At 70.5% G+C, this 26,945-nt stretch carries 26 protein-coding genes; 21 read left to right on the top strand and 5 right to left on the bottom strand.

The genetic code is table 11. From position 1 onward, the window contains the following. Position 1 precedes the first annotated feature (1 nt). Positions 2–1,126: a precorrin-3B synthase gene (gene cobG / locus ACPCHZ_RS24850; RefSeq protein ID WP_423487193.1), complete on the bottom strand. Its 1,125-nt coding sequence runs from the start codon at positions 1,124–1,126 to the stop codon at positions 2–4. A gap of 237 nt (positions 1,127–1,363) precedes the next feature. Here cobG and ACPCHZ_RS24845 point away from each other — a divergent pair, with 237 nt between their 5' ends. Next, the gene (locus tag ACPCHZ_RS24845) at positions 1,364–1,627 is read left to right on the top strand and encodes a hypothetical protein (RefSeq protein ID WP_423487192.1); all 264 of its coding nucleotides are present in this window, start codon (positions 1,364–1,366) and stop codon (positions 1,625–1,627) included. Positions 1,628–1,629: 2 nt separating this feature from the next. On the opposite strand, the gene ACPCHZ_RS24840 is transcribed toward ACPCHZ_RS24845, so the two are convergent. After that, positions 1,630–2,541, bottom strand: coding sequence for a TauD/TfdA dioxygenase family protein (locus ACPCHZ_RS24840; RefSeq protein ID WP_423487191.1), 912 nt, complete (start codon positions 2,539–2,541; stop codon positions 1,630–1,632). 171 nt (positions 2,542–2,712) lie between these two features. On the opposite strand from ACPCHZ_RS24840, the gene ACPCHZ_RS24835 reads away from it, so the two are divergent. The 7 genes from ACPCHZ_RS24835 to ACPCHZ_RS24805 all read left to right on the top strand — a co-directional run bounded on the left by ACPCHZ_RS24835 (position 2,713) and on the right by ACPCHZ_RS24805 (position 10,947). Beyond that, complete coding sequence (locus tag ACPCHZ_RS24835) at positions 2,713–3,360, top strand: ABC transporter permease (RefSeq protein WP_364980813.1); 648 nt, start codon at positions 2,713–2,715, stop codon at positions 3,358–3,360. Beyond that, positions 3,357–4,547, top strand: a complete 1,191-nt coding sequence (locus ACPCHZ_RS24830; RefSeq protein WP_423487190.1) for an ATP-binding cassette domain-containing protein — start codon at positions 3,357–3,359, stop codon at positions 4,545–4,547. Before ACPCHZ_RS24835 ends, ACPCHZ_RS24830 begins: the two co-directional genes overlap by 4 nt. Then, positions 4,544–5,314 (top strand): ABC transporter permease, encoded by a 771-nt coding sequence (locus ACPCHZ_RS24825; protein ID WP_423487189.1) that lies wholly within the window; start codon positions 4,544–4,546, stop codon positions 5,312–5,314. The genes ACPCHZ_RS24830 and ACPCHZ_RS24825 overlap by 4 nt, the downstream gene beginning before the upstream one ends. Further along, positions 5,311–6,288 (top strand): glycine betaine ABC transporter substrate-binding protein, encoded by a 978-nt coding sequence (locus ACPCHZ_RS24820; RefSeq protein ID WP_423487188.1) that lies wholly within the window; start codon positions 5,311–5,313, stop codon positions 6,286–6,288. The genes ACPCHZ_RS24825 and ACPCHZ_RS24820 overlap by 4 nt, the downstream gene beginning before the upstream one ends. A gap of 279 nt (positions 6,289–6,567) precedes the next feature. Beyond that, complete coding sequence (cobN, locus tag ACPCHZ_RS24815; protein ID WP_423487187.1) at positions 6,568–10,152, top strand: cobaltochelatase subunit CobN; 3,585 nt, start codon at positions 6,568–6,570, stop codon at positions 10,150–10,152. A 26-nt stretch (positions 10,153–10,178) separates the two neighbouring features. Further along, positions 10,179–10,562, top strand: a complete 384-nt coding sequence (locus tag ACPCHZ_RS24810) for a PPOX class F420-dependent oxidoreductase (RefSeq protein ID WP_364980797.1) — start codon at positions 10,179–10,181, stop codon at positions 10,560–10,562. 1 nt (position 10,563) lies between these two features. Beyond that, complete coding sequence (locus ACPCHZ_RS24805; RefSeq protein WP_264015745.1) at positions 10,564–10,947, top strand: PPOX class F420-dependent oxidoreductase; 384 nt, start codon at positions 10,564–10,566, stop codon at positions 10,945–10,947. Here the strand turns inward: ACPCHZ_RS24805 and ACPCHZ_RS24800 are convergent. Continuing rightward, the gene (locus ACPCHZ_RS24800) at positions 10,944–11,594 is read right to left on the bottom strand and encodes a dienelactone hydrolase family protein (RefSeq protein WP_423487284.1); all 651 of its coding nucleotides are present in this window, start codon (positions 11,592–11,594) and stop codon (positions 10,944–10,946) included. The genes ACPCHZ_RS24805 and ACPCHZ_RS24800 overlap by 4 nt on opposite strands. 104 nt (positions 11,595–11,698) lie before the next feature. On the opposite strand from ACPCHZ_RS24800, the gene ACPCHZ_RS24795 reads away from it, so the two are divergent. The 4 genes from ACPCHZ_RS24795 to ACPCHZ_RS24780 are packed head-to-tail and all read left to right on the top strand — an operon-like array spanning position 11,699 to position 16,498. Beyond that, entirely contained in the window at positions 11,699–12,205 is a 507-nt protein-coding gene (locus ACPCHZ_RS24795; protein WP_423487186.1) for an FxsA family protein, read from the top strand. A 15-nt stretch (positions 12,206–12,220) separates the two neighbouring features. After that, positions 12,221–13,813: an amidohydrolase gene (locus ACPCHZ_RS24790; protein ID WP_423487283.1), complete on the top strand. Its 1,593-nt coding sequence runs from the start codon at positions 12,221–12,223 to the stop codon at positions 13,811–13,813. Continuing rightward, on the top strand, positions 13,806–15,707 hold the full coding sequence (gene lnt / locus ACPCHZ_RS24785; protein WP_423487185.1) for an apolipoprotein N-acyltransferase: 1,902 nt from the start codon (positions 13,806–13,808) through the stop codon (positions 15,705–15,707). The genes ACPCHZ_RS24790 and lnt overlap by 8 nt, the downstream gene beginning before the upstream one ends. After that, the gene (locus ACPCHZ_RS24780) at positions 15,704–16,498 is read left to right on the top strand and encodes a polyprenol monophosphomannose synthase (protein ID WP_364980787.1); all 795 of its coding nucleotides are present in this window, start codon (positions 15,704–15,706) and stop codon (positions 16,496–16,498) included. Before lnt ends, ACPCHZ_RS24780 begins: the two co-directional genes overlap by 4 nt. A gap of 7 nt (positions 16,499–16,505) precedes the next feature. On the opposite strand, the gene rbpA is transcribed toward ACPCHZ_RS24780, so the two are convergent. Next, the gene (rbpA, locus tag ACPCHZ_RS24775) at positions 16,506–16,844 is read right to left on the bottom strand and encodes an RNA polymerase-binding protein RbpA (RefSeq protein ID WP_264015750.1); all 339 of its coding nucleotides are present in this window, start codon (positions 16,842–16,844) and stop codon (positions 16,506–16,508) included. 120 nt (positions 16,845–16,964) lie between these two features. Here rbpA and ACPCHZ_RS24770 point away from each other — a divergent pair, with 120 nt between their 5' ends. The 7 genes from ACPCHZ_RS24770 (at position 16,965) to ACPCHZ_RS24740 (ending at position 22,597) form a co-directional block, all read left to right on the top strand. Next, the gene (locus tag ACPCHZ_RS24770; RefSeq protein ID WP_423487184.1) at positions 16,965–17,330 is read left to right on the top strand and encodes a hypothetical protein; all 366 of its coding nucleotides are present in this window, start codon (positions 16,965–16,967) and stop codon (positions 17,328–17,330) included. 109 nt (positions 17,331–17,439) lie between these two features. After that, a complete protein-coding gene (locus ACPCHZ_RS24765; RefSeq protein ID WP_423487183.1) occupies positions 17,440–18,126 on the top strand; it encodes a hypothetical protein in 687 nt (228 codons plus the stop codon). 151 nt (positions 18,127–18,277) lie between these two features. Next, positions 18,278–19,054 carry an ABC transporter permease gene (locus ACPCHZ_RS24760; protein ID WP_423487282.1) on the top strand — a complete coding sequence of 259 codons (777 nt, stop codon included), beginning with the start codon at positions 18,278–18,280 and terminating at the stop codon, positions 19,052–19,054. Beyond that, the gene (locus ACPCHZ_RS24755) at positions 19,051–19,788 is read left to right on the top strand and encodes an ABC transporter ATP-binding protein (protein WP_423487182.1); all 738 of its coding nucleotides are present in this window, start codon (positions 19,051–19,053) and stop codon (positions 19,786–19,788) included. Before ACPCHZ_RS24760 ends, ACPCHZ_RS24755 begins: the two co-directional genes overlap by 4 nt. Before the next feature lie 32 nt (positions 19,789–19,820). Beyond that, complete coding sequence (locus tag ACPCHZ_RS24750) at positions 19,821–20,855, top strand: ABC transporter substrate-binding protein (RefSeq protein WP_423487181.1); 1,035 nt, start codon at positions 19,821–19,823, stop codon at positions 20,853–20,855. A gap of 1 nt (position 20,856) precedes the next feature. After that, positions 20,857–21,981, top strand: coding sequence for an LLM class flavin-dependent oxidoreductase (locus tag ACPCHZ_RS24745; RefSeq protein ID WP_423487180.1), 1,125 nt, complete (start codon positions 20,857–20,859; stop codon positions 21,979–21,981). A 40-nt stretch (positions 21,982–22,021) separates the two neighbouring features. After that, complete coding sequence (locus tag ACPCHZ_RS24740) at positions 22,022–22,597, top strand: hypothetical protein (RefSeq protein WP_423487179.1); 576 nt, start codon at positions 22,022–22,024, stop codon at positions 22,595–22,597. Positions 22,598–22,607: 10 nt separating this feature from the next. On the opposite strand, the gene ACPCHZ_RS24735 is transcribed toward ACPCHZ_RS24740, so the two are convergent. After that, positions 22,608–23,315 (bottom strand): hypothetical protein, encoded by a 708-nt coding sequence (locus ACPCHZ_RS24735; RefSeq protein WP_423487178.1) that lies wholly within the window; start codon positions 23,313–23,315, stop codon positions 22,608–22,610. Positions 23,316–23,391: 76 nt separating this feature from the next. Between ACPCHZ_RS24735 and ACPCHZ_RS24730 the strand changes: the two genes are divergently transcribed. Further along, positions 23,392–24,900 (top strand): carboxylesterase/lipase family protein, encoded by a 1,509-nt coding sequence (locus ACPCHZ_RS24730; protein ID WP_423487177.1) that lies wholly within the window; start codon positions 23,392–23,394, stop codon positions 24,898–24,900. A gap of 54 nt (positions 24,901–24,954) precedes the next feature. Next, positions 24,955–26,904: a primary-amine oxidase gene (locus ACPCHZ_RS24725; protein ID WP_423487176.1), complete on the top strand. Its 1,950-nt coding sequence runs from the start codon at positions 24,955–24,957 to the stop codon at positions 26,902–26,904. Positions 26,905–26,945 lie beyond the last annotated feature (41 nt).

Genomic DNA, 26,945 nt, shown 5'->3' with positions numbered 1-26,945 from the left:
CTCACCCTACGGTGCGCGACACCCGCTGCTGATAGCCGGAGTCGGTCGCCACGAGCACGTCACCGGTGGCGGGGCTGCCGCAGGCGCGCTCGCAGCCGACGAAGTGGCGGTGGCCGTCGGCGGGGGTGTGCACGGCGGCCGCGGCGTCGGCCCGCACGTCGGCCGCGGACCGCTCACACCCCGGACTCCCGGTGCACGCGCTGACGTCCAGCCACGGCGAGTTCGCGTCGAAGACCAGGCCCATCGGCGCCAGCACCCGCAGCGCCACGTCGGCGACGCCCTCGTCCAGATCGTGTACCAGTACCGAACGCCACGGCGTGATCACCATCGGCGCCTCGATCGCGGCCAGGAATTCGGCGACGCGGGCCTGCAGCACGCCGAGGGGCACCGCGGCGCCCAGGGTGACGCGGCCGTCGTCCTGGGGCAGCCACCCGACGGGCGGCCGGGCCGACGGCGGCCATGTCCGGCCCGCGGGGGCCGGCCGGTCGAACCCGTCGAGCAGCGCCTCGATGTCGGTGAGTTCGCCGACACGCCAGCATGTTCCGCGGCAGGCGGCGAACCGCACGGCGATCGTGACGAGCGTTTCGACCACGTCGGCGAGGGACAGCCGTACTCCGGTGTCGCGGCCGGCCAGCAGGAGCGCGGCGGTCTCGCCGTCGAGCATGTGCACACCGGTGTCGGCGGCCAGCCCGGAGACGTCGCCGCGGCCGTCGTCGAGCCCGAACCAGAACCGGCCGGACAACCCGGCCAGCTCCGGCGCGCCCTGGATGCCGTTGTCCAGCAGACTCACCAGGGCCCGGACGTCGGCGGCGCCCCCCGTGCGGCCGGACAGCGGCGACGCGACGACGTTGCGCACCCGCTCGTGGGACGCCGACGGCAACAGTCCGGCGGCGGCGACCGCGTCGGCGAGTGCGGCGGTGTCGGTGACGGCGCGGATCTGGACGTTGCCGCGGGAGGTGATCTCCATTGCCGGCGAGCCGAATTCGTTGGCCGCCGCGGCCAGTGCCCGCAGCTGGTCGGGTGTCACCATGCCGCCGGGCAGGCGCACCCGCGCCAGCGCACCGTCGGCGGCCCGGTGCACGCTGAGTGCGCCGGGGCAGGCGTCCTGATCACGGTGTCGGCTCATCGGTGCCACCATTCTAGGAGTCCGGCCGCGAGCCGCGATGGGACGTTAGCCAGAAAGTGGTTCGCTGTCGCCTCTTGCCGCGGAATAGATAGCTGAGCGGTCTACTGAACTGCGCTGACGTAGACCGAGGCGGTAGCCACGCGCACGGGTAGTCGACTACGCGTGAGGTAGCTGGGGTTGATCCGTAGCGTTCGGTTCATCAAGTCCGGGGGGTCCGGACGCGAGGGGGTTCTTGAGATGACCGAACTGTCAACGGCACCAGCCGCGGCGACGATGCCGCTGGTCGTGCCGGTCGCGGCTGAGCCGACCAACCAGGTACTGATCACCGAGCAGCAGGTGCTGTTCTCCACCGCCGCGGCCGCACCGTTGGCGCCCCGCAGGCCACACCGGATCGCCCAGTGGCTGCACGCGTTCTTCGACGCTCCGCAGCGGCCGAAGCCACCCGCGCGCCTGGACTTCCTGGAGCGCTCCCTGATGTCGCGGGAGATGGGGCGGCTCTAGCGTCAGCTGGCCAGCGCGATCGGTGTCACCACCGCCGAATAGTGTGACGCGTCACCGGAGATCACCCTGCTGCGCCTGCCGTGGACGTCCACCGGGATGTCCCCGGCCAGGGTGACCCGGCTGAGCCGGCGGAACTGATCGTCGTAATCGGAGACCGCGTAGTGCTGGGTGGCCCTGTTGTCCCAGATCGCCACGTCACCCGATGCCCAGTTCCAGCGGATGGTGTTCTCCAGCTTCGTGATCCGGGCCTGCAGCAGACCGAACAGGGCGGCCGACTCCGCGGAGTTCAAGCCGACGAAGTTCTTGACGAAGTGGCCGAGCACCAGCACCCGCCGTCCGGTCTCCGGATGCACCCGCACCACCGGATGCTCGGTCTCGTAGTAGTCCTTGACGAACTCCGACCGGTACTGCCGCTCGGCGGCCGACGCCGATGCCGACGGCGTCTCGACATCGGCGATGTAGTCGTACGCGTTGGTGTGCACCGCCCACAGGTTGTCCACCAGCGCGCGCAGCGGTTCCGGCAGCCGGTCGTAGGCGGCCTCGGTCGACGCCCACGTGGTGGTACCGCCGTACTCCGGCAGCGTCACCGCCCGCAGCAGCGAGGCCTTCGGGATGCGGTCGACGAACGTCACGTCGGTGTGCCAGCTGTTGGCCTTGTCGTAGCGGGAGTCGATCGGCAGCACCCGCTCGCCGCGGGAGGTCACGGTGGGATGGGCCGTCGTCGGCGTCCCGAGCCTGCGTGCGAACGCCAGTTGACCGTCGTCGTCCAGGTCGTGTTGCTCGCGGAAGAAGATGACCTTGTGCTCGAGCAGCGCGTCGTTGATACGTGCCGCCGTCCCCGCGTCGGACACGCTGCTCAGCTGGACTCCATCGATGCGGGCTCCGATACGGGCACCCAGTTTCACCACGCGCACGGGCGCAGACGCTGCCGCAACGGCGCTCGCAGGCCCAGGGTTTCACTCAGTGAGAACCGAACCGGCTGCATGACCGCCCCGTTTTGATCTAGTCGGGTTCGGGTACCAGCCAGCCACCCCGGGCGTAGGGTGCTGCGCACACACGGGACGAAACCTACAGCGGAGGTGGGCGTGCGAGGTCTGTGGGACTACGTGACCTCCCATCAATCCCAGCTCCTGTTCGACTCCTATCAGCACGTCAGCGCGGTGGTGCAGAGCGTGCTGATCGCCACCGTCATCGGCGTGGCGGTCGGTGTGCTCACCTATCGCAGCCCGCTGGCCGCCAACCTCGCCACGACGACGTCGAGCATCATCCTGACCGTCCCGTCCTTCGCGCTGCTCGGCCTGCTCATCCCGCTGTTCGGTCTCGGCGTCGCGACCAGCGTCGCGGCGCTGGTGCTGTACTCGCTGCTGCCGATCGTCCGGAACACCATCGTCGGGCTCACCGCGATCGACCCCGCCCTCACCGACGCGGCGCGCGGCATCGGGCTGAGCCGGCTCGGCACCCTCGGCCGCGTCGAGATCCGGCTGGCCTGGCCGTCGATCCTGTCGGCCATGCGGATGAGCACCCAGATGTCGATGGGCGTGCTGGCCATCGCCGCATACGTCAAAGGCCCGGGTCTGGGGAACCTGATCTTCGCCGGGCTGGCCCGGGTCGGCAGCCCCACGGCACTGCCGATGGCCCTGGCCGGCACCCTGCTGATCGTCATCCTGGCGCTCGCGCTGGATGCCCTGCTCGTTCTGCTCGGGCGCCTCACCACATCGAAAGGTGTTCGATGACAACCGGACTGACATCCGAAAGCCCCGCCAAGCAGGACCCGACCGGGGTGCGGATCCTGCTCGACAACGTCTCGAAGGTGTACCCGGGGTCCAAAGACCCTGCGGTGGAGAATGTCTCGCTCGAGATCCCGGCCGGCGAGATCGTCGTCTTCGTCGGCCCGTCGGGGTGCGGCAAGACCACCACGATGCGGATGATCAACCGGCTGTCCGAGCCGACGTCGGGTCGCATCGAGATCGGCGACAAGGACGCGCTGTCGATCAAGCCGACTGAGCTCCGGCGTTCGATCGGCTACGCCATCCAGCAGGCCGGCCTCTTCCCGCACATGACGATCCGGCAGAACGTCGGCCTGGTCCCGGGCCTGCTGGGCTGGGATCGCAAGCGCATCGGCGACCGCGTCGACGAACTGCTCGACATGGTGGGGCTCGAGCCCGCGCAGTACGCGCAGCGGTATCCGCGCCAGCTGTCGGGCGGCCAGCAGCAGCGGGTCGGGGTGGCCCGCGCACTGGCCGCCGATCCGCCGGTGCTCCTGATGGACGAGCCGTTCGGCGCGGTGGACCCGATCACCCGCAGCACCCTGCAGGACGAGTTGCTGCGGCTGCAGACCGAACTGCGCAAGACGATCGTCTTCGTCACCCACGACTTCGGCGAGGCGGTCAAGCTCGGTGACCGCATCGCGGTGCTGGGGCAGCGGTCCAAGGTGCTGCAGTACGACACGCCGCAGACCATCCTGGCCAGCCCCGCCGACGACACCGTCGCCGGCTTCGTCGGATCAGGCGCCTCGCTGCGCCAACTCGGCCTGCTGCGGGTCAAGGACGTCGACCTGCGGCCGCATCCGGCCGTGCGCCGCGACGACACCGTCGAACAGGCCCGCACCGCGCTGGCCGGGACCGACTTCGACTGGCTGGTGCTGCTCGACGACCGTGACCGCCCGGTCAGCTGGGTGCGCGAGAAGCGGCTGCGGCACGCCGGCTCGCTGAGCGACGTCGCTGAGCCGCTCGACGTGGTCAGCACCCAGTCGACGCTCGAGGATGCGCTCGAGGCGATCCTGGCCGAACAGCACGCCTCCGCGGTGGTCGCCGGACCCGGCAGCCGGTACGTCGGGGTCGTCACGCTGGACACCCTGATCGAGACCATCACCACGCTGCGGTCGGACGCGGAGGCGGCCACCGGGAACGACGAACCGTGACCACTGCCGTCAAGACCGTCGACACCCCCAAGGCCACCGCGGCCGAGCGGGTCCGGCTCTACATCCAGCCGGTGCTCGTGCTCATCGTCGCTGCGGCCGTGGTGTTCTGGGCGTTCAACCGCGATCTCACGGCCACCCAGAAGGAGAACATCAATCCCGGCAACGTCGCCTCGCTGATCTGGCAGCACCTGCTGATCACCGGGGCCGTCACCGCGATCGTCCTGCTCATCGGCGTTCCGCTCGGAGTGCTCGTCACTCGTCCCGGCGCGAAGGTGTTGCGGCCGTTGGTGATCGGTGTGGCGAACATCGGGCAGGCGGCGCCGGCGATCGGCCTGCTGGTGCTGTTGTTCCTGCTCACCGCGCGGACCGGGTTCTGGATCGGCGTCCTGCCGATCGCGCTCTACTCGCTGCTGCCCGTGCTGTCCAGCACCATCCTGGGCATCGATCAGGTCGACCGGTCGCTGATCGATGCCGGCCTCGGCCAGGGCATGTCGCGCGCCACGCTGCTGCTGCGGGTCGAACTGCCGCTGGCGGTGCCCTACATCCTGGCCGGGCTGCGCACCTCCCTGGTGCTGGCGGTCGGCACAGCCACACTGTCCTTCCTGGTCAACGCGGGCGGTCTGGGCATCCTGATCGACACCGGCTACAAGCTGCAGGACAACGTGACGCTGATCCTGGGCAGTGTGCTGGCGGTGTGCCTGGCGCTGCTCGTCGACTGGGTCGGCGGGCTCGCGGAGTTCTACGTCGGCCCCAAGGGCCTGCGGTGACGGCGCGGCGGGCGCTGCTCGCGCTGGCGTCGTTTGTCGTGTTGGCGCTGCCGGGCTGCGGCTTGGGATCCGGCAGCGCGGTGCCGTTCGAGGTGGGTCCCGGATCGATCCAGCCTGCGCCGGCACTGCAGGGCGTGAAGATCACCGTCGGCTCCAAGGAGTACACCGAGCAGGTCATCCTGGGCTACATCCTGGAGTACACCCTCGCCGCGGCCGGCGCCGAAGTCCGCGACCTCACCGGGATCGTCGGCTCGCGCAGCACCCGCGAGGCACAGTTGCGCGGGCAGGTCGACGTCGCCTACGAATTCACCGGCAACGCGTGGATCAACTACCTCGGCAACGAGAAGCCGATCCCGAACACCCGCGAGCAATACGAGGCGGTGCGCGACGCGGACCTCGCCCGGAACGACATGGTGTGGCTGGAACCGGGACCGATGGACGACACCTATGCGCTGGCCGCCAGTAGGCGCGTGGTCGAGCGGACCGGCGTGCGCACCCTGTCGCAGTACGCCGACCTGGTGCGCCGCGACCCCGCCGCCGCGAAGACGTGTGTGGACACCGAGTTCCGGGCCCGCCAGGACGGTTTCCCGGGGATGGCCGCCGCCTACGGGTTCGACCCGGCCCGTGCCCAGACGCCGATCCTGCAGGTCGGCATCATCTACCAGGCCACCGCCGACGCCACGCAGTGCGACTTCGGCGAGGTGTTCACCACCGACGGCCGGATCGCCGCACTCGACCTGGTGGTGCTCACCGACGACAAGCAGTTCTTCGCGCACTACAACCCGTCGGTCACCATGAAGCGCGACTTCTTCGACGCCCACCCCGAGATCGCCGCGGTGACCGCGCCGGTGACGGCGGCGCTGACGAACGACGCGATCATCGAGATGAACAAGCAGGTCGACGTCGAGGGCCGTGACCCCGCCGTCGTCGCCCGAGACTGGATGATCGCCAAAGGCTTCGTCACTGACCGCTGACGTGCGCGCACGCCGCCGATGTGACGTCCTTCACATTGTCGGGGCGTGTGATCTCCTCCACACAAACGCTTTGTTTCGCCCTTGCCGCTCCGTACCTTTCAGGTGAGGCGATACCGCCGGTATCGCATACAAGGGAAGGGGGCCGCGATGTTCACCATCATCGCTCTCGTCGTCGCTCTGTTCGTCCTCATCGCCGCGATCGGACTGCCCTACCAGCAGTCGTGGCACGCGCGCTGGGGAAACTACGACCGCTGACCCCGGGTGGGGTACGAATGACGGGTGGCCCAGCCGACCCGTCATCCGACCGTCCTGTTGCTGTCGACGTCCGACACCGACCTCACCACCGCCCGCGCCAGCGGCGCGCAGTACCGGTGGGCCAATCCGACCCGCCTGGTGGCCGGTGAGCTGACGGAATTGCTGGACGGCGCCGACTGCGTCGTCGTACGGATCCTCGGCGGGTACCGCGCATGGGAGGACGGCATCGACGCCGTCGTCGCCAGCGGGGTGCCCGCCGTCGTCGTCTCCGGGGAGCAGGCGCCCGACGCCGAATTGATGCGCCGCTCGACGACGCCGGCCGGCGTCGCGCTGCAGGCCCACATCTACCTCGCCCAGGGCGGGCTGGAGAACCTGCGGCGGCTGCACGCCTTCTTGTGCGACACCATCCTGATGACTGGATTCGGTTTCGCTCCACCGGAATCCACGCCCGAATGGGGCGTGCTCGAACGCGACGCCGCCGATGTCGACGGACCCACGGTCGCTGTCCTCTACTACCGGGCCCAGCACCTGGCCGGTAACACCGGCTACGTCCACGCGCTCTGCTCGGCCATCGAAAACGCCGGGGGACAACCACTTCCGGTGTTCTGCGCATCGCTGCGCACGGCGCCCACCGAACTGCTCGACACGCTCAAGGCCGCCGACGCCATGGTCACCACGGTGCTGGCCGCCGGGGGAGCGACACCCGCCTCGGTGGGTGCGGGCGGCAACGACGACACCTGGGACGTCGCGCATCTCGCGGCGCTGGACGTCCCGATCCTGCAGGGGCTGTGCCTGACGAGCTCGCGCGCACAGTGGGCGGCCAACGACGACGGGATGTCGCCGCTGGACGTCGCCACCCAGGTGGCCGTGCCGGAGTTCGACGGCCGGCTCATCACGGTCCCGTTCTCGTTCAAGGAGATCGACGCCGAGGGCCTGGTCTCCTACGTCGCCGACCCGGAGCGGTGCGCCCGGGTGGCGGGGCTCGCCGTCCGGCACGCACGGCTGCGCGCCGTCGCGCCGCCGGACAAGCGGGTCGCGGTGGTGTTCTCCGCCTATCCGACCAAGCACGCCCGCATCGGCAACGCCGTCGGGCTCGACACCCCGGCCAGCGCCGTCGAGCTGCTGCGCGCGATGGCCGCACACGGGTACGCCATCGGGGACATCCCCGGCGTCGAGGCCGGCGACGGCGACGCGCTGATCCACGCGCTGATCGAACGGGGCGGCCAGGATGCCGCCTGGCTGACCGAGGGTCAGCTGGCGGGCAACCCGATCCGGGTGGGTGCGGCCGAGTACCGCGCATGGTTCGCCACCCTGCCCGCCGAGCTCACCGACGCCGTCGTGAAGCACTGGGGGCAGGCGCCGGGCGAGCTGTTCGTCGACCGCAGCCGTGACGCCGACGGCGAGATCGTCATCGCCGCGATGCAGGCGGGCAACGTCGTGTTGATGGTGCAGCCGCCGCGCGGCTTCGGCGAGAACCCCGTCGCCATCTACCACGACCCCGACCTGCCGCCCAGCCATCACTACCTGGCGGCCTACCGCTGGCTCGACGCGGGCTTCCGGGCGGACGCCGTCGTGCACCTGGGCAAGCATGGCAACCTGGAGTGGCTGCCGGGCAAGACACTCGGCATGTCCGCGGCGTGCGGCACCGACGCAGCGCTGGCGAACCTGCCGCTGATCTACCCGTTCCTGGTCAACGACCCCGGCGAGGGCACCCAGGCCAAGCGCCGCGCGCACGCCACCCTCGTCGACCACCTGATCCCGCCGATGGCCAGGGCCGAGAGCTACGGCGACATCGCCCGCCTCGAGCAGCTGCTCGACGAGCACGCCAACGTCTCGGCCCTCGATCCGGGGAAGCTGCCCGCCATCCGCCAGCAGATCTGGACGCTGATGCGGGCGGCGAAGATGGACCACGACCTCGGGCTCGCCGAGCGCCCCGACGAGGACTCGTTCGACGACATGCTGCTGCACGTCGACGGCTGGCTGTGCGAGATCAAGGATGTCCAGATCCGCGACGGCCTGCACGTGCTCGGACACCCGCCCGAGGGCGAGTCGCAGCTCGACCTGGTGCTGGCGATCCTGCGGGCCCGCCAGCTGTTCGGCGGCGAGCAGACAGTGCCCGGGCTGCGGCAGGCCCTCGGTCTGGCCGAGGACGGCAACGACGAGCGCACCGCCGTCGACGCCGCCGAGGCCGCCGCCCGCGAGCTGGTGGCCGCGCTGCAACGGTCGGGGTGGGACGCCCGGGCCGTCGACGGGATCACCGACGACCCCGCGGTGGCGGCCATCCTGCGGTTCGCCGCCACCGAGGTGGTGCCCCGGCTGGCGGGCACGTCCGCCGAGATCGAGCAGGTGCTGCGCGCACTCGACGGCCGCTTCATCGCCGCGGGCCCGTCGGGCTCACCGCTGCGCGGCCTGGTCAACGTGCTGCCGACCGGCCGCAACTTCTACTCCGTTGACCCCAAGGCCGTGCCGTCCCGGCTGGCCTGGGAAACCGGTGTGGCGATGGCGGATTCGCTGCTGACCCGCTACCGCGACGACCACGGCAGCTGGCCCCGGTCGGTCGGCCTCTCGGTGTGGGGCACCTCGGCCATGCGCACCTCCGGTGACGACATCGCCGAGGTGCTGGCGCTGCTCGGTGTGCGGCCGGTGTGGGACGACGCCTCGCGGCGCGTCGTCGACCTCGAGGCGATCACACCCGCCGAGCTCGGCAGGCCCCGCATCGACGTCACCGTGCGGATCTCGGGGTTCTTCCGCGACGCGTTCCCGCACGTGGTCACGATGCTCGACGACGCGGTTGCGCTCGTCGCCGGTCTCGACGAGCCCGCCGAGGACAACTACGTGCGCGCGCACGCCCAGGCCGACCTCGCCGAACACGGCGACCAACGCCGAGCCACCACAAGGATCTTCGGCTCCAAGCCGGGCACCTACGGCGCGGGCCTGCTGCAGCTGATCGACAGCCGCAACTGGCGCGACGACGCCGACCTCGCCGAGGTCTACACCGCCTGGGGCGGATTCGCCTACGGCCGCGGCCTGGACGGCAGGCAGGCGACCGAGGACATGAACCAGAACTACCGGCGCATCGCGGTGGCCGCGAAGAACACCGACACCCGCGAGCACGACATCGCCGACTCCGACGACTACTTCCAGTACCACGGCGGGATGATCGCCACCGTGCGGGCGCTCACCGGCAAGGACCCCGCGGCCTACATCGGCGACAACACCCGCCCGGACGCGGTGCGCACCCGGACGTTGAACGAGGAGACCACCCGGGTGTTCCGGGCCCGCGTGGTCAATCCCCGCTGGATGACCGCGATGCGCAGGCACGGCTACAAGGGCGCCTTCGAGATGGCCGCCACCGTGGACTATCTCTTCGGCTACGACGCCACCGCCGGGGTGATGGCCGACTGGATGTACGAGCGGCTGAGCCACGAATACGTCCTCGACGACGAGAACCGCAAGTTCATGTCGGAGTCCAACCCGTGGGCGCTGCACGGGATGGCGGAGCGGTTGCTCGAGGCGGCGGGCCGGGGAATGTGGGCGCAGCCCGAAACCGCGACGCTGGACGGCCTGCGCCAGGTGCTGCTGGAGACCGAGGGCGACCTCGAGGGCTGATCGGCCGGAATGGGTAGGTTGCACGTATGCCCGTCACATTCGCCGAGGTCGCCAAGGCCGAGTACATCCTGCTGACCACGTTCACCAAGGACGGCAGACCCAAGCCGACACCGATCTGGGCCGCGCCGTCCGGCGACGGGCTGGTGGTGATCACCCAGGAGAAGTCCTGGAAGGTCAAGCGCATCCGCAACACCCCGCGGGTCACCATCGCCGAGTGCGACCGCAGCGGCAATCCCAAGGGCGAGGCCGTCGAGGCGACGGCTCGGATCCTCGACAAGTCGGCCAACGGGCCCACTTACGACGCGATCGGCCGGCGTTACGGCCTGCTCGGGAAGGGCTTCGGGTTCTTCTCGAAGCTCAACGGCGGGCTGAAGAAGAACGTCACCGTCGAACTGACGGCGGTGAGCTGACATGGCTCCGACGTTCCAGGACGTCTACGGCGAGAAGTACCTGCTGCTGACGACGTTCACCAAGGACGGCAGGCCGAAGCCGACCCCGGTGTGGGGTGTGCCCGACGGTGACCGGCTGCTCATCAGCACCGACGACGGCTCGTGGAAGACCAAACGCATCAACAACACTCCGCGGGTGACCATCCAGAAATGCGGGGTGCTCGGCAAGCCCAAGGGTGAACCGGTGGAGGCGATCGCCCGGAACCTGCCGAAGTCGGAGACCCGGCGGGTGTTCGACATGGTCACCCGGCGCTACTGGTGGCACGCCTGGTGGTGGATTCCGCAGGCACTGATCCGCGGCGGTGTGGACAAGGTGCACGCGGCGATCGAGGTGCGGGCGGCCTAACCGGCGCGCAGGTGCGTGTCGAAGAACGCGAACACCCTGGACCAGGCGTCCTCGGTGGCGGCCTCGTCATAGCCGAATCCGGTGATCCGCAGCAGCGGTTGGGCGGGCAGCTGGTTGGCGAAGCTGTGGCCGGCATCCGGGTACACCTTGACGTCGGCCGTGATGTTGCGGGCCTCGACCACCTTGGTCAGGCGCTCGCCCGCGCCGATGCCCAGCGGGTCGCGCCTGCCGAAGCTCGCGACGACGGGGCAGGACGCGTCGAGCGCCTCGTCGAGGCTGCGCGGCAGCGGCGTGCCGTAGAACGGCGCCGACGCGGCGAATCCGCGCGGCGAGAGCAGCAGGGCGAACTGTCCACCCATGCAGAAGCCCACGATGCCGACCGGCCCGCTGCACTCGGGCATGGCGAGCAGGTGTTCGCGGGCGGCCAGGATGTCGTCGACGGTGGGACCGGTGCGGGTGAACAGGCTGCGGAACGCACTGGTGATGCATCGCACCCGGCCGCGGGAGAACAGATTCGGGGTGATGGTCACATAGCCCTCGGCGGAGATCCGCGCGGTCGTCCTGCGGTTGTCCGGGCTGTAACCGATCGCGTCGTGCACCACCACCACGCCCGGCCACGGGCCTGACCCCTCAGGTACGGACACCATGGCCTCGAGGGGACCGTTGGGTGCGGAGATTCGGATGTCGCGTACGTCGTCGGCCACGCGCCCAATCTACGGAACCCGGGGGCCGTGCGGAACGTTGTCCGATCATGATGATGCGGCTGTTCCTGCTCTACGCCGTCGTCGAACTGGCGGTGCTGGTCGCGCTGGTGTCGACGATCGGCTTCGGCTGGACACTCCTGCTGGTGCTCGCCACGTTCGTGCTCGGGCTCGCGCTGGCGGGCTCGCAACTGAGGCGTCAGATCGGCCGGCTGCAGTCCGGGCTGACCGCCGCATCGGCCCGCGGAGCGGTGACCGACAGCGCGCTCGTCGCGCTGGGCACGGTGCTGGTGGCGATCCCCGGCGTCGCGTCGTCGGTGCTGGGCGCACTGCTGCTGCTGCCGCCGACGCGGGCGGCCGTCCGGCCCGCGGCGACGGCGCTGGCCGCCCGCTGTCTCGGCCGTGTCCCGCTGGTCACCGTGCCGGGAATGGCGCCCTACACCCGTGACTACAGCGACGGCGGCTACATCGACGGGGAGGTCCTCGACGTGCACGACACCCCGCCCACCACCGCTTCGGCCGCCCTGCCCGACGTCGTGGAGCGCAAGCCCGACTAGCGTGTCGGACTCGTGGTGACGACACTGCTGGTGGGCGGGCGGATACACAGCCCGGCGATGCCCGACGCCACCGCGATGGCGGTCCGCGGCGACACCGTCGCGTGGCTCGGCGCCGACGACGTCGGCCGGGCCCAGTTCCCCGATGCCACTGTCGTCGACCTCGACGGCGGGTTCGTGGCGCCGGCGTTCGTCGACAGCCACATCCACCTGACCGCGACCGGATTGACGCTGACCGGCCTGGACCTGCGTGCCGCGACGTCGCTGCGGCACTGCCTGACGCTGGTGGCCGATCACGCGCGGGCCCACCCCGACGGGGTGATCTGGGGACACGGCTGGGACGAGTCCGGGTGGCCCGAGCGCCGGGCGCCGAGCACCGCGGACCTCGACGGGCTGCTCGGGGACCGACCGGCCTACCTCTCCCGCGTCGACGTCCATTCCGCGGCGGCCACAACGGCCCTGTGCCGATCGGCCCCTGGTGTCGAGGACGCGGTCGGGTTCGCCGCCGAGTCGCCGCTGACCGCCGACGCCCATCACCGGGTGCGGGCCGCCGCGCGTGAGCGGCTGACCGCCCGGCAGCGCCGGGACGCACAGACCGCGGCCCTCGACGCGGCGGCCGCGCAGGGGATCGTCGCGGTGCACGAGTGCGCCGGTCCGCAGATCGGCGGCCTGGACGACTGGCTCGCCGTCCGTGAACTCACGCACGGTGTCGACGTCGTCGGGTACTGGGGTGAAGCGGTCAGCAGCCCCGGTGCGGCCCGCGACCTCGTCGACCGCACCGGAGCCCGCGGGCTGGCAGGCGACCTGTTCGTCGACGGCGCCCTGGGGTCGCGGACGGCCTGGCTGCACACGCCGTACGCGGATGCGCCGGACAGCTGCGGCAACACCTACCTGGACGCCGACGCAATCACCGCGCACCTGGCCGCCTGCACCGAGGCCGGAATCACCGCCGGGTTCCACGTGATCGGTGACGCCGCGGTCGGCGCGGTGGTGGAGGCCATCGGCCGCATCGTGGAGCGGGTGGGCGCACCCGCGGTCGCGCGCTGCGGGCACCGCCTCGAACACCTGGAGATGGTCACCGCCGAGCAGGCCGCGCTGCTCGGGTCGTGGGGCGTGCACGCCAGCGTCCAGCCCGCCTTCGACGCCCTCTGGGGTGGATCCGGGGGCATGTACGCCCAGCGGCTCGGCCCGGATCGCGCCGCCGGGCTCAACCCGTTCGCGCTGTTAGCATCCCAAGGCGTGCCCCTCGCCTTCGGCTCGGACAGCCCCGTCACCGGGTTGGATCCCTGGGGCTGGGTCCGCGCCGCGAGCGCGCACCGCACACTGGGCAGCGCGGTGTCGCTGCGGGCCGCGTTCGCGGCGGCGACCAGGGGCGCATGGCGGGCCGCAGGCGTCAACGACGGCGTCACCGGCACCCTGGTCCCTGGTGCGCCCGCCTCTTACGCGGTGTGGGATGCCGACGAGCTGACGGTGAGCGCTCCGGCCGACGGTGTGGCGCGCTGGTCCACCGACCCGCGGTCCCGCGTCCCGGCGCTGCCGAGGCTGGCGCCGGGCGACCCGTCGCCGCGGTGCCGCCGAACCGTGCACCGAGGTGTCGTCATTCATGGCTGACCCGCCGCGCCGACGCCGCCGCCGGGCGATGGACGACACCGACGTGATCCCTGCCGTCCCCACCGACGATGTCGGCGACCTCGACACCGGCCCGAACGAGACCGTCGACGAAAAGGCCGCCGACAAGAAGGCTGTCGACGAGAAGGCCGCCGATGAGGACGCCGGCGAGGCCGTCGCCCCGCGCACCCGCCGGGCCGACCGGCACGCGCGGCCGTCGCGGCCGGCCCGCATCGCTCGTGCCGCTGGTCCGGCCGTGCTGTCACGGTGGGCGCAGCTGAGCGCTGCCGGCCTCGGCGGGCTGCTGCTGTGCCTGAGCTTCCCGCCGTTCGGCTGGTGGTGGGCCGCATTCGTGGCGTTCGCCCTGCTGGGGTGGACCTTGACGCGACCATCGACGGCGGTCGCGGGCGGGTTCGGCTACGGCGTCCTGTTCGGCACCGTGTTCTACGTGCCGTTGCTGCCGTGGATCAGCGGGCTGGTCGGCCCGGTGCCGTGGCTGGCGCTGGCCGTGGTCCAGGCGCTGTTCCCCGGGCTGTTCGGCGCCCTCGCGGTCCTGGTGCGCCGGCTGCCCGGCCTGCCACTGTGGCTGGCGGCGCTGTGGGTGGGCCAGGAGTGGCTCAAGTCGACGGTGCCGTTCGGCGGTTTCCCCTGGGGTGTGGTGGCGTTCGGTCAGACCAATGGGCCCCTGCTGCCCCTGGTGCAGGTCGGCGGCGCGCCACTGCTGTCCTTCGCGGTCGCGCTGACCGGGTTCTGCCTGACCGCGATCGTCGTCGAGGCTGTCCGCTGGTGGCATCACGAGGACGACATGCACACCGCGCTGCCCGCCGTCGTGCTGCCCGGCATCTGCATCAGCGCGGCACTGCTCGGCACCGCTTTGGTCTCGCCGCAGGTCCGGCACTCCGGTGTGGGCGCAACCGACGATCCCACCGTCACCGTCGCCGCAGTGCAGGGCAACGTGCCCCGGCTCGGGCTGGATTTCAACGCCCAGCGCCGTGCGGTCCTCGACAACCACGTGCAGGAGACGTTGAGGCTGGCGGAGGACGTACGGGCCGGCCGCGCGCCGCACCCGGCGCTGGTGATCTGGCCGGAGAACTCCTCCGACATCGACCCGCTGGCCAACCCGGACGCCGCGGAGGAGATCACCGCCGCCGCCGATGCCGTCGACGCGCCGATCCTGGTCGGCGGCGTCGTGCGGGCTCCCGACTACCGCCCGGAGAATCCGGTGTCCACCAACTCGGTGATCGTGTGGGAACCCGGAAGCGGACCGGCCGAACGGCACGACAAGCGGATCGTGCAGCCGTTCGGGGAGTACCTGCCCTGGCGCGGCTTCTTCTCCAAGCTGTCGCCCTACGCCGACCGGGCCGGCTACTTCATCCCCGGCTCCGGCAACGGGGTGGTGCACGCCGCGGGCATCCCGGTCGGGGTGACCACGTGCTGGGAGGTCATCTTCGACCGCGCCGCGAGGGAGTCGGTGCTGGCCGGCGCACAGCTGCTGGCGGTGCCGTCGAACAACGCCACCTTCACCGAGCCGATGAGCGAGCAGCAACTGGCGTTCGCCCGGCTGCGCGCCGTCGAGCACGACCGGTACGTGGTGGTCGCGGGAACCACGGGCATCAGCGCGATGATCGCCCCGGACGGACGCGAACTGTCGCGCACCGGGTTCTTCGAACCGGCCTACCTCGACCAGCAGATCCGGTTGAAGACGCAGCTCACGCCCGCCACCCGCTGGGGACCCGTCGTGCAGGCCGTGCTGGTCGCCGTCGGCGTCGGGGCTTTGCTGGCGGCCATGCTGCACAATGGAGCGTTCGTATCGGCGATCAGACGGCGCCGGCGCAGGGCCGGAAGGGCCGGGCACAGCCCGTCCGACGAGGACGGCAACGACGGAGGACTGACATGACTGTCCCTGGTGGAGCGCAGCCGGGGGAGGGTGCCGGCGGCGCCATCCGGCCGAGTCAGCGCGCACTGGTCATCATCCCGACCTACAACGAGCGGGAGAACCTGCCGTTGATCGTCGGCCGCGTACATCAGTCGTGCCCCGGCGTGCACATCCTGATCGTCGACGACGGCAGCCCGGACGGCACCGGTGAGCTGGCCGACGAGTTCGCGCTGGCCGACCCGGACCGGGTGCACGTCATGCACCGCACCAGCAAGGACGGGCTGGGAGCGGCGTATCTGGCCGGTTTCGCGTGGGGGCTGGGCAGGCAGTACTCGGTGCTGGTGGAGATGGACGCCGACGGCAGCCACGCACCCGAACAGCTGCACCGGCTGCTCGAGGCCGTCGACGGCGGCGCCGACGTGGCGATCGGGTCGCGGTACGTCCCGGGCGGCACGATCCGCAACTGGCCGCGGCGGCGCTATGCCCTGTCCAAGACCGCCAACACCTATGCCCGCGTGCTACTGGGCGTCGACATCCACGACATCACCGCCGGCTACCGGGCCTACCGACGTGAGGTGCTCGAGAAGATCGACCTGGCCGCGGTGGACTCCAAGGGCTACTGCTTCCAGATCGACCTGACCTGGCGCGCGATCAACCAGGGCTTCGTCGTGGTGGAGGTGCCGATCACGTTCAGTGAACGCGAACTCGGCGTGTCCAAGATGAGCGGGTCCAACATTCGGGAGGCGATGTTCAAGGTCGCCACCTGGGGTGTCCGCGGGCGCCTCGATCGCGCCCGCGGCATCGTCCGCTAGCCGGTGCTCAGCTGCCGCGGCGCTTGGACTTGATCAGGTCCAGACGCTCTTTGAGCAGCTCTTCGAGCTCGTCCACCGAACGCCGTTCGAGCAGCATGTCCCAGTGCGTGCGCGGCGGCTTCACCTTCTTGGGCTCGGGCACGTCACCCTCGATCAGGGTGCCCTCCATGCCGTTGCGGCACAGCCAGGTGCCGGGGATCTCGGCGTCGTCGGCGAACGGGACGTCGAACTCCTCGCCGTTGTCGGTGCGGTAGCGAGCCACCTGACGCGGCGCCAGGTCGTGGTTGCGGTCGGTCTCGTAGCTCACGGCTCCGAGGCGACTGCCTCTCAGGACGCGATCAGCCATCGTCAACACTCCTCGATGTGTAAGTTGCCGGATCATCAACGCGGTCGGTGCCCGTTGAGTTCCCGACTCGACCTCCAGGATACCGGGAACCGCACCACCGGCCGTCTACAGTCGACCACCGTGGGGCCTGAAGTGCGTAGCCGCGAGCTTCGCGAAGATGTCCGTCGCCGCCGTCTGCAACCCTGCCGGTGGTGCGGCCGCGAGGTGGCCGACGCCGGGATGGGCAGGCGGCGGCAGTACTGCAGGCAGTCCTGCCGCCAGCGCGCCTACGAGCAGCGGGCCATGGTCAAGGGCACCGCACTCGCCCCGGACGCGGTGGTGCTGACCGCCGACGAGGCTGCGCAGCTCTCCGACCGGGTGTACCAGGTGCGTTGCGCCGCAGAGGATGTCGCGACGGCGGTGGACGAGGGCGCCGCGGCCGACGAGCTGCGCCAGCTGTGTGACGAACTGGTCCGGGCGGCCAAGGCGGCCGACGGCTGGCGCTAGCTCGGCCCCGAGGCCGCGGGGTCGCCGACGGCCTGCCGACCCGTCTGTAGAGCAGGGGTGCAGGCGCTGTTTCCGCCCGTGATCAGTAGCGGCAGGGGATGCTGAGCACATGCTCACCTACCTGCGCGCGCTGCTGGTGGGCATCGGCGCGCTGCTCGCGCTCGGTCTGACCGCGTGCTCCGGCGGTTCGTCACCGGAGGCGATCGAGTCCTCGGTCGGGGCGACGTCGGCCACCACCTTCCCGCCCGCGGGCACCTACCTCGCCGACATCACCAGGGACGGCCGGGCGATGAGCATCGGCATCTCCGTCGACGGTTCGGAGATCGCCGCTTACGCGTGCAACGGCGCCGACGACGAGGCATGGTTCTTCGGCAGCCAGTCCGCAGGCCGCATCGACATCGACTCCCGATTCCGCGACACCCTCGAGGCGACGTTCGACGGCACCGACGTCGAGGGCGAGCTGACCGTGAACGGCATGGCGTACCCGTTCACCGCCACACCGGCGCAGGCGCCCGCCGGGGTGTACACCGCCGACGCAGGCGGCGTGCGTTCGTCGTGGGTGCTGCGGACCGACGGGTCCGCGATCGGCGTTCAGTTCAGCGGCGGTGTGAGCGATCACGAGCTCGAACAGGCCGAGCGGCTCGCGGCCGAGCAGTTCCGCGACCAGGTGCGCAGTCGGCGCCAACTGCAGCAGGCCGCCCCGCTGGTGGTGATGCACAGCGGCGCGATGGGGTCGACGATCAACGGCAGGGCGGTGACGCCGACACTGGTCCAGGGAGGCTTCCGGCTCGGCTGACGGCACCCGCCGTTCCCGGTCGCCGGGGCGCTTCTTTTCCTCACGGCGAATAGAACCCTTACACCCTCGAGGCGTCCGCCCGTAGCGTCGTTTCACCGTGGCGAGTTCATCCGAGGTGGCGACTGCGCCGGGCGCGGTCGCCACGGCAGGTATCGGCGGGCGATCGAAAGGCCCACGCGAAGAACGGAAGTGGGCCGTCATCCGGCTCGCGTCACCGGTGGTGCTGCTGCTGTTGTGGCAGCTGGGCAGCGCGCTGGGCCTCATCCCGCAGGACGTGTTGCCCGCGCCGTCCCTGATCGCGGAGGCAGGCGTCGAGCTGATCGGCAACGGTCAACTGGCGGACGCACTGCGGGTGTCGGGCATCCGCGTCGTCGAAGGGCTGTTGCTGGGCAGCGTCGTCGGCGTCGCGCTCGGCACCGCCGTGGGACTGTCCCGCTGGCTGGAGGCCGGCGTCGACCCGCCGATGCAGATGGTGCGGGCACTGCCGCACCTCGGCCTCATTCCGCTGTTCATCGTGTGGTTCGGCATCGGCGAACTGCCCAAGGTGCTGTTGGTGGCGCTCGGCGTCAGCTTCCCGCTCTACCTGAACACCTTCTCGGCGATCCGCCAGGTGGACCCGAAACTCTTCGAAACCGCTCAGGTGCTGGGCTTCTCGTTCTGGCAGCGGTTCCGCGACATCATCGTGCCCAGCGCCGCCCCCCAGGTGCTGGTCGGTTTCCGGCAGTCCCTGGCGATCGCATGGCTCACCTTGATCGTGGCCGAGCAGATCAACGCCGACAAGGGCATCGGCTTCCTGATCAACAACGCCCGCGACTTCCTGCGCATCGACATCATCATCTTCGGTCTCGTCGTCTACGCACTGCTGGGCATCGGCACCGATGCCATCGTCCGCGCCCTCGAGCGCCGAGCATTGAGGTACCGCACATGACCATTGCCAGCGAACGCCGCACCCAGACCGCGGGCGAACTCCGCCACGTCGACAAGTGGTACGGCGAGCACCATGTGCTCAGTGACGTCTCGCTGCACATCGCCCGCGGTGAGATCGTCGCGCTGATCGGCCGCAGCGGCTCGGGCAAGTCGACGGTGCTGCGGGTGCTGGCGGGACTGTCCACCGATCACACCGGCGAGCGGGTGGTCGCCGGGGCGCCCGCGCTCGCGTTCCAGGAACCGCGGCTGTTCCCGTGGCGCGACGTGCGCACCAACGTCGTCTACGGGCTGACCCGGCAACGCCTGTCCCGCGGCGAGGCGAACGAGCGGGCGCTGCGGGCACTGGCCGACGTCGGCCTGGCCGACCGCGCAGGCGTGTGGCCGTTGACGCTGTCGGGCGGTCAGGCGCAACGGGTTTCGCTGGCCCGCGCGCTGGTCGCGGAGCCGGAACTGATGTTGCTCGACGAGCCGTTCGGTGCGCTCGACGCGCTCACCAGGCTGAGCATGCGATCCCTGCTGGTCGACCTGTGGCGCGAACACGGATTCGGCGTGCTGCTGGTCACCCACGACGTCGACGAGGCGGTCGCACTGGCCGACCGGGTGCTGGTGCTCGACGACGGAAAGGTGGCGCACACCCTCGACATCGACGAGCCGCGCCGCCCGCCCGGCGAAGCGACCGCCCACACCGAGCACTACCGCGCCGAGCTGCTCGACCGGCTCGGCGTCACCCGCTGACCACCACGACGGCTTCGACAGAGGAGACGACCATGCCCAGATCCCGGCCGATCGCGGTGCTGCTCGCCGCACTGACCGCGATGAGCCTGCTCGCCGGCTGTGTGTCCCGTGAGGACTCATCCGGCGCGCAGCAGGCGCCGCAGACCGTTCCGCTCTCGGAGCTGGCCGGTGTCACCCTGCACATCGGCGACCAGAAGGGCGGCACCCAGGCGCTGTTGACCGCCGCGGGCGCACTGGAGAACCTGCCCTACGCCGTGGAGTTCTCGACGTTCACCTCGGGCCCGCCGCAGATCGAGGCCGCCACCGCGGGCAAGATCGACTTCGCGATCACCGGCAACACCCCGCCGATATTCGGCGCCGCGTCGAACGCGAAGGTGAAGATCGTCTCGGCGTACGACGGCGGAGGGTTCGGCGACCAGATCCTGGTGCACGCCGATTCGCCGCTGCAGTCGGTCGGCGACCTGCGGGGCAAGAGCATCGCGGTCGCCAAAGGCAGCTCCGCACACGGCCATACGCTGGTGCAGCTCGATCGGGCGGGGCTGACGCCCGACGACGTCAAGCTGGTGTTCCTGCAGCCCGCCGATGCGCTGTCGGCGTTCACCCAGCGCCGCGTCGACGTCTGGGCGGTCTGGGATCCCTACACCGCGCAGGCCGAGACGGAACTGCCCGTGCGCAGCATCGCCCGCGCCACCGGCGTCACCAACGGCGCGGGCTTCGGTGTGGCGGCCGACGCCGCGTTGGCCGACCCGAAGCGCAACTCGGCGCTGCGCGATCTGCTGGTGCGCTACGCCAAGGCCGTCCGGTGGGCGCACGACAATCCCGCCGAATGGGCCACCCGCTACGGCGAGGATGTCGGCCTCGACCCCGAGGTGGCACAGTTGGCGCAGGGTCGAAGCCTGCGACTGCCGTTCGACCTGTCCGATCAACTCGTGGCTTCCGAGCAGGAGATGGCCGACCTCTTCGCGAAGTCGCAGCAGATCGCGTCGGCCCCCGACTTCTCCCGCTGGGTCGACCGCCGCTACGGCGACGTGCTGGCCCCGCTCTACATCGACCGCAAGAAGGAGTGAGATGTCCACCCTCGCCACGCCCGGATCGCCGGCCACCCCCGCGAAGTTCTTCTGGTTCCTGCCCACCAATGGCGACAGCCGCAACATCGTCGGCGCCTCGCATGCCTCGGCCCACCACATCGTGCCCGCCGGCTACCGCGAGCCGAGCAGGCGCTACCTCGCCGAGGTGGCTCGTGCGGCCGACCGACTGGGCTTCGAGGGTGTGCTCACCCCGACCGGAACCTGGTGCGAGGACGCCTGGTTGACCGCGGCGGCGCTGCTGTCGGAGACCGAGCGGCTGAAGTTCCTGGTGGCGTTCCGCCCCGGCCTGGTGCCGCCGACGCTGGCCGCCCAGCAGGCCGCCACCCTGCAGCGCTTCTCCGACGGCCGAGTCCTGCTCAACATCGTCAGCGGCGGAGATGACCTGGAACAGCGGCGGTTCGGCGACTGGCTCGACCACGACCAGCGCTACGCCCGCACCGGCGAGTTCCTGCACATAGTCAACTCGCTGTGGCAGCAGGAGTCGCTCGACTTCGACGGCGACCATTACAAGGTCGCCGACGCCCGGGTGTCGGCGCCGCCGAACCCGTTGCCCGGCATCTATTTCGGTGGGTCCTCGGCGGCCGCGCTGCCGATCGCCGCGCAGTACGTCGACGTGTACCTGACCTGGGGTGAGCCCCCGCAGGCGGCGGCCGCAAAGATCGAGCGGGTTCGCGCGCTGGCCGCCGAGCGCGGGCGCACCATTCGCTTCGGGATCCGGCTGCACACCATCAGCCGCGACACGTCCGCGGCGGCCTGGGCCGTCGCCGACGAACTCGTCGGCCGGCTGACGCCGGAACAGATCGCGAAAGCCACCGCCCTGCACTCGAAGTCGGAATCCGAAGGGCAGCGGCGAATGACGGCGCTGCACGGCGGACGGGTAGACCAGCTGGAGATCTACCCGAACCTGTGGGCGGGGGTCGGGCTGGTGCGCGGCGGCGCGGGCACGGCGCTGGTCGGCAGCCACGAGGAGGTCGCCAACCTGATCGTCGAGTACCACGCCCTCGGTTTCGACGAGTTCATCCTGTCGGGCTACCCGCACCTCGAGGAGGCGCACTGGTTCGCCGAGGGCGTGCTGCCGCTGCTGCGGCGCAAGGGCGTGGCCTGACCTGACACTGCGGCGCCGCTGCTCGTAGTCTGCGGTGACGATGGATGAATGGTTTGAGCACAGCCCGTTCGTGGGGTTCGCACCGTGGATTCTGTACTGGGTGGTGGCCGGCAGCTCGAGCACCTGGCTCTACGGCGGTCTGTGCGCGGTGATCGCGGCGTTCATCCTCGGGGTGTCGATGCGCGTCGGCGGTCCCCGGTTGCTCGAGGTGGTGACCATCGTGTTCTTCGTCGCCGTCACCGTCGCAGGCATGATCACCGGCGCCAGCGACATGGACTGGATGGACGTCTACTCCACGACGCTGTCGAGCGGCGTGCTGGCCGTGATGGCGCTCGGATCGCTGGCGTTCACCCCGTTCACCGAGCAGTACGCGCGGGACTTCACGCCGCGCAGCGCCCGCGAGGAGGCGGCGTTCCGGCGCACCAACCAGATGCTCACCCTGATGTGGGGGCTGGTGTTCGCGCTCATCGCGGTGCTCGGCTTCGTCGCCGCCGGTGCCCCGTCGACCGGGCACTGGACCAACTGGGTGATCCCGGTGGTGGTGATCGCCGGTGCGGTCGGGATGACGAACACCTATCCCGAGCGGGTGCAGGCGCGGCTCCGCACCACCGACTAGGTGCGGCGGGTCATTCCGGACAGCCGAACCGGACGCCGACGTCGGCGGGCGGGCTCACCGACTTCAGGCAGCCGAACGGCGCCACCCCCGCGTCACTGAGGCGGGCGGCCGTCTGATGGGCGTAGTTCACGCAGAACAGGCCGGCCGGGTCGGCGCGGCACCGGAAGTCACCGAAGGCCAGCGACCGGCCGTACGGCAATGCCGCACCGTCGCCCCGGACGAACGGCCCGGGATCTCCGTGCACCGACCCGACGTCGAGCGTCGGACCGGTGAAGTCCACCCAGTCGCCGATCCACTGCCCCGCGATGTCGGGCGGCGCCGGTGGCGGATCTGTGAACCGGACCAGGCAGTCCAGTCCGCCTTCGGACTGCGGACCGGTCATGCACCGCGTCGTGCCCGCCGGTGTGGTGAACGCGACGGCCTCGCCGAGCTGTGACACCGCGCCGTCCCGGGTCGCCGAGTGGAAACCGCCCACGTCGGCGGGCGTTCCGGCGGCCACGAACGCGATGACGTCACCGATCGGAGCGCCCGTGACGGGCGCGCCCACCGGCGGCTTCGACGTCCGCGTGGTCGTCGGCGGGGCGCTCGGGCGCGTCGCGGGCGACGGCACCGACAATCGGGAACCCGGCGGTGACCCGGACTCGCCGTCCTGCCCGCCGCACCCCGCTGAACACCCCGCCACCAGCACAGACGCCGCGAGAAACACAGCTATCCGCATGACGCCAGGCTAGCGGGCCGATGCGGTGCGGCCCGTCAGGCGCGGCGAACAGCAGTTCGTTCGCTACGGTCGGAAGATGCACGAACACACAGTCCGCGCAACGATCGACACCGGCACGATCGAAGGCTTCACCCGTGACGGTGTGCACCGCTGGCGGGCCGTCCCGTACGCCCAGCCGCCGGTCGGCCGCCTGCGGTTCCGGGCGCCCCTGCCCGTGCAGCCGTGGCGCGGTGTCCGGCACTGCCACAGCATCGGGTACTGCGCACCACAGCAGCGCCGGTACACCCTCATCGGGGTCAACAAGTACCAGCCGATGAGCGAGGACTGCCTGACGCTGAACGTCGTTGCGCCGCAGACCCCGCCCGACGGCCCGATGCCGGTGATGTTCTTCATCCACGGCGGCGGCTACCTGCTCGGCAGCTCGGCGACGCCCCTCTACGACGGTGCGGCGATGGCGCGGCGGGGCTGCGTGTACGTCTCGGTGAACTACCGGCTCGGGGCACTGGGCTGTATGGACCTGTCCGCGCTGTCGACGCCGGAGAACCCGATCGACGGGAATCTGTACCTGCGCGACCTGGTGATGGCGCTGCGCTGGGTGCGCGACAACGTCGAGGTGTTCGGCGGCGACCCGGACAACGTGACGATCTTCGGCGAGAGCGCAGGCGCGCACGCCGTCGCCACCCTGCTGGCCGTGCCGCAGGCCAAAGGGTTGTTCGCGCGGGCCATCTCGCAGAGCCCGGTCAGCGGCATGGTGCGGTCACCGGAAGCGGCCGCCACCTTCGCCGACCAGTTCGCCGGGTTGCTCGGCGCGCGTCCGCAGGACGGGGCCGCCGCGTTGATGGCGGCCAGGCCGAGGGAGCTGGTCACCGCACTCGACCGGTTGCTCACCCACGGCACGGACGACATGCCGGGAGCCTTCGCCCTGGGGCCCGCGTTCGGCACCGACTACCTGCCGCGCGATCCGGTCGAGGCGATGCGTGAGGGCACCGCCCACCGGGTGCCCCTCATCGTCGGCAACAACGCGGAGGAGGGGAAGTTGTTCACCCGATTCCTGCAGTTGCTGCCCACGTCCGAGGCGACCATCGAGCTGCTGCTGGCCAACTCGGACGCCGAGCGGCGCGAACGCATCACCTCGGCCTACCCGGGTTATCCGAGCCCGTCGGCGTGTGTGCGGCTCGGCGGTGACTTCGTGTTCGGCACGGCGACCTGGCAGGTCGCCGAGGCGCATTCCCGGCATGCGCCGACGTACGTCTACCGCTACGACTACGCGCCCCGCACGCTGCAGTGGTCCGGACTCGGCGCCACGCACGCCATGGAGTTGCTCGCCGTGTTCGACACCTACCAGACGCGGCTGGGTTCGTTGCTCACCGCCGCGGCCGACCAGCGGTCCGCGCGCCGGGTGAGCCGGGACGTGCAGCGGCGCTGGCGGGCGTTCGGCCGCACGGGTGTGCCGGGGGAGGACTGGCCGCTCTACACCGCCGACCGACGCGCCGTGCGCGTGTTCGACCGCAAGCCGAGGATGGAATTCGATCCCGACGTCGACCGCAGGACGGCCTGGGAGGGTTTCAGCCTCGCGGCGCGGTAGCGCCGAGCACATCGAATGGCTGCGGGGCGCCGCCGGATGTGATTGCGTGAGCGCGTGCACCCTCTGGATCCGCTGGCCGCAGACGAATTCGCGGCGGTGGCGGCGATACTGCGCCGCGACACCGACGTCGACGACAGCTGGCGGTTCGCCTCGGTCGAACTGGCGGAACCGGGCAAGGCGGAGCTCTGGGAGTTCGCCGCCGCAGGCACCCGGCCGCCGCGCCGCGCCACGGTGATCTGTCTGCAGCGAGCCACGAACAGCACCTACAAGGGTGTGGTGTCGCTGACCGGCGATCGGGTCGAGTCGTTCACGCACCTGCCCGGCGTGCAGGCGAACTTCACCGTTGACGAGTTCGCCGAGTGCGATCGGATGCTGCGGTCGCACCCGGACCTGATCGCTGCCCTCGCCCGCCGCGGCATCACCGACCTCGAGTTGGTCTTCATGGACACGTGGACGTACGGAAATGCTGTCGCCCCACCGGAATTCCGTGACCGCCGGATCGGCTGGTCGGACACCTGGCTGCGCGGCGCACCGGGTGCGAACCCGTACGCGCACCTGGTCAGCGGGCTGCACTGCGTCGTCGACCTCAACGCCATGTCGCTGCTCCGGATCGAGGACACCGGCCCCTTCGCCGGCGGTGGCGCCGAATTGCCGGACGTCATGGGCGAATACGCGCCGAGCCACATCCCCGAGCGGATCAGGTCGGCATGGCGTCGCGAGCCGCTGGCGCCGCTGCACATCACCCAGCCGGAGGGCACCTCGTTCCGGCTGGACGGCAATCTGCTGCAGTGGCAGAACTGGTCGCTGCGGATCGGGTTCAACCACCGCGAAGGGATGACACTGCACACGGTGTCCTACCGGGACGGCGACCGCGACCGGTCGGTGGCGCACCGGTTGTCGTTCGCCGAGATGGTGGTGCCGTACCGGGACTCGTCGCAGGATCACTACCGCCGCACGGCTTTCGACATCGGCGAGTGGGGCCTCGGCTTCATGACGACCTCGCTGGAACTCGGCTGTGACTGTCTCGGTGAGATCCGCTACCTGGACGCCGTGCTGCACGACAGTCGCGGCGTGCCCTACACGATCACCAACGCGATCTGCATCCACGAGGAGGACAACGCGGTCCTGTGGAAGCACGTCGACCACGACGCGGGCGCCGAGGTACGCCGGATGCGGCGGCTCACCGTGTCGTTCCACGTCACGGTGGCCAACTACGAGTACCTGGTGTACTGGCGGCTCTATCAGGACGGCAACATCGAATGCGAGGTGCGCGCAACCGGGATCATGGTCACCACCCCGCTCGCGCCGGGCCAGCCTCATCCGAACGGCACGCTGGTCGACGACCGCACGTATGCGCCGTTCCACCAGCACTTCCTGGTGGCCCGGCTCGACCTCGACGTCGACGGCAGCGAGAACACCGTCTACCGCACCGAGTCCTATGCCGAGCCGATCGGACCCGCCAACCCCTACGGCCTTTCGGTGCTGCTACGCGAGGTGCCGTTGCGCACCGAGGCCGACGGCATGCAGGACGTCGACTTCGCCTCCCAGCGCGGCTGGAAGGTGGTGAACACCAACGTCGTCAACGGGTTGGGCACCCACCCGTCCTACAAGCTGACCCCCACCGGGGCCCTCCCACCGATGTTCGATCCGGCGTCGCCGGTGCTGCGGCGCGCCAACGTCATCGGCCATACCCTTTGGGTGACGCCGAACAGCCCGGACGAACGTTGGCCCGCAGGCGAATTCGTCAACCAGTCGGAGACCGACACCGGGCTCGGCGAGTGGACGAAGGCGAACCGGCCGATCGACAACACCGACGTGGTGCTGTGGTACGTCTTCGGGATCCATCACATCACCCGTCCGGAGGACTGGCCGGTGATGCCGGTGGACGTGGTGTCGTTCTGGCTCAAGCCCTACGGCTTCTTCGATCGCAACCCCGCCCTCGACGTGCCCGCCGCGCCGCCGCAGCACTGCCATACGCCTTCCACCACCAGCGCGCCGCACTGATTGACACCCGTCAACAGTGTGATCCACCCCACTGCTACGTT

The sequence above is a fragment of the Mycobacterium sp. NPDC050041 genome (genome assembly GCF_049541695.1).
Classification (GTDB): Bacteria; Actinomycetota; Actinomycetes; order Mycobacteriales; family Mycobacteriaceae; genus Mycobacterium.
The sequence above is the reverse complement of the archived record's forward strand: the minus strand, read 5'-3'. Positions and strand labels throughout refer to the sequence as shown.

What these genes read in the sequence shown, in the direction of transcription:
- cobG (WP_423487193.1), bottom strand. Translation starts at nt 1,126, where the DNA reads ATGAGCCGACACCGTGATCAGGACGCCTGCCCCGGCGCACTCAGCGTG.
- ACPCHZ_RS24845 (WP_423487192.1), top strand. Translation starts at nt 1,364, where the DNA reads ATGACCGAACTGTCAACGGCACCAGCCGCGGCGACGATGCCGCTGGTC.
- ACPCHZ_RS24830 (WP_423487190.1), top strand. Translation starts at nt 3,357, where the DNA reads ATGACAACCGGACTGACATCCGAAAGCCCCGCCAAGCAGGACCCGACC.
- ACPCHZ_RS24810 (WP_364980797.1), top strand. Translation starts at nt 10,179, where the DNA reads ATGCCCGTCACATTCGCCGAGGTCGCCAAGGCCGAGTACATCCTGCTG.
- ACPCHZ_RS24805 (WP_264015745.1), top strand. Translation starts at nt 10,564, where the DNA reads ATGGCTCCGACGTTCCAGGACGTCTACGGCGAGAAGTACCTGCTGCTG.
- ACPCHZ_RS24800 (WP_423487284.1), bottom strand. Translation starts at nt 11,594, where the DNA reads ATGGTGTCCGTACCTGAGGGGTCAGGCCCGTGGCCGGGCGTGGTGGTG.
- ACPCHZ_RS24795 (WP_423487186.1), top strand. Translation starts at nt 11,699, where the DNA reads ATGATGATGCGGCTGTTCCTGCTCTACGCCGTCGTCGAACTGGCGGTG.
- lnt (WP_423487185.1), top strand. Translation starts at nt 13,806, where the DNA reads ATGGCTGACCCGCCGCGCCGACGCCGCCGCCGGGCGATGGACGACACC.
- ACPCHZ_RS24780 (WP_364980787.1), top strand. Translation starts at nt 15,704, where the DNA reads ATGACTGTCCCTGGTGGAGCGCAGCCGGGGGAGGGTGCCGGCGGCGCC.
- rbpA (WP_264015750.1), bottom strand. Translation starts at nt 16,844, where the DNA reads ATGGCTGATCGCGTCCTGAGAGGCAGTCGCCTCGGAGCCGTGAGCTAC.
- ACPCHZ_RS24765 (WP_423487183.1), top strand. Translation starts at nt 17,440, where the DNA reads ATGCTCACCTACCTGCGCGCGCTGCTGGTGGGCATCGGCGCGCTGCTC.
- ACPCHZ_RS24755 (WP_423487182.1), top strand. Translation starts at nt 19,051, where the DNA reads ATGACCATTGCCAGCGAACGCCGCACCCAGACCGCGGGCGAACTCCGC.
- ACPCHZ_RS24750 (WP_423487181.1), top strand. Translation starts at nt 19,821, where the DNA reads ATGCCCAGATCCCGGCCGATCGCGGTGCTGCTCGCCGCACTGACCGCG.
- ACPCHZ_RS24745 (WP_423487180.1), top strand. Translation starts at nt 20,857, where the DNA reads ATGTCCACCCTCGCCACGCCCGGATCGCCGGCCACCCCCGCGAAGTTC.
- ACPCHZ_RS24740 (WP_423487179.1), top strand. Translation starts at nt 22,022, where the DNA reads ATGGATGAATGGTTTGAGCACAGCCCGTTCGTGGGGTTCGCACCGTGG.
- ACPCHZ_RS24735 (WP_423487178.1), bottom strand. Translation starts at nt 23,315, where the DNA reads ATGCGGATAGCTGTGTTTCTCGCGGCGTCTGTGCTGGTGGCGGGGTGT.
- ACPCHZ_RS24730 (WP_423487177.1), top strand. Translation starts at nt 23,392, where the DNA reads ATGCACGAACACACAGTCCGCGCAACGATCGACACCGGCACGATCGAA.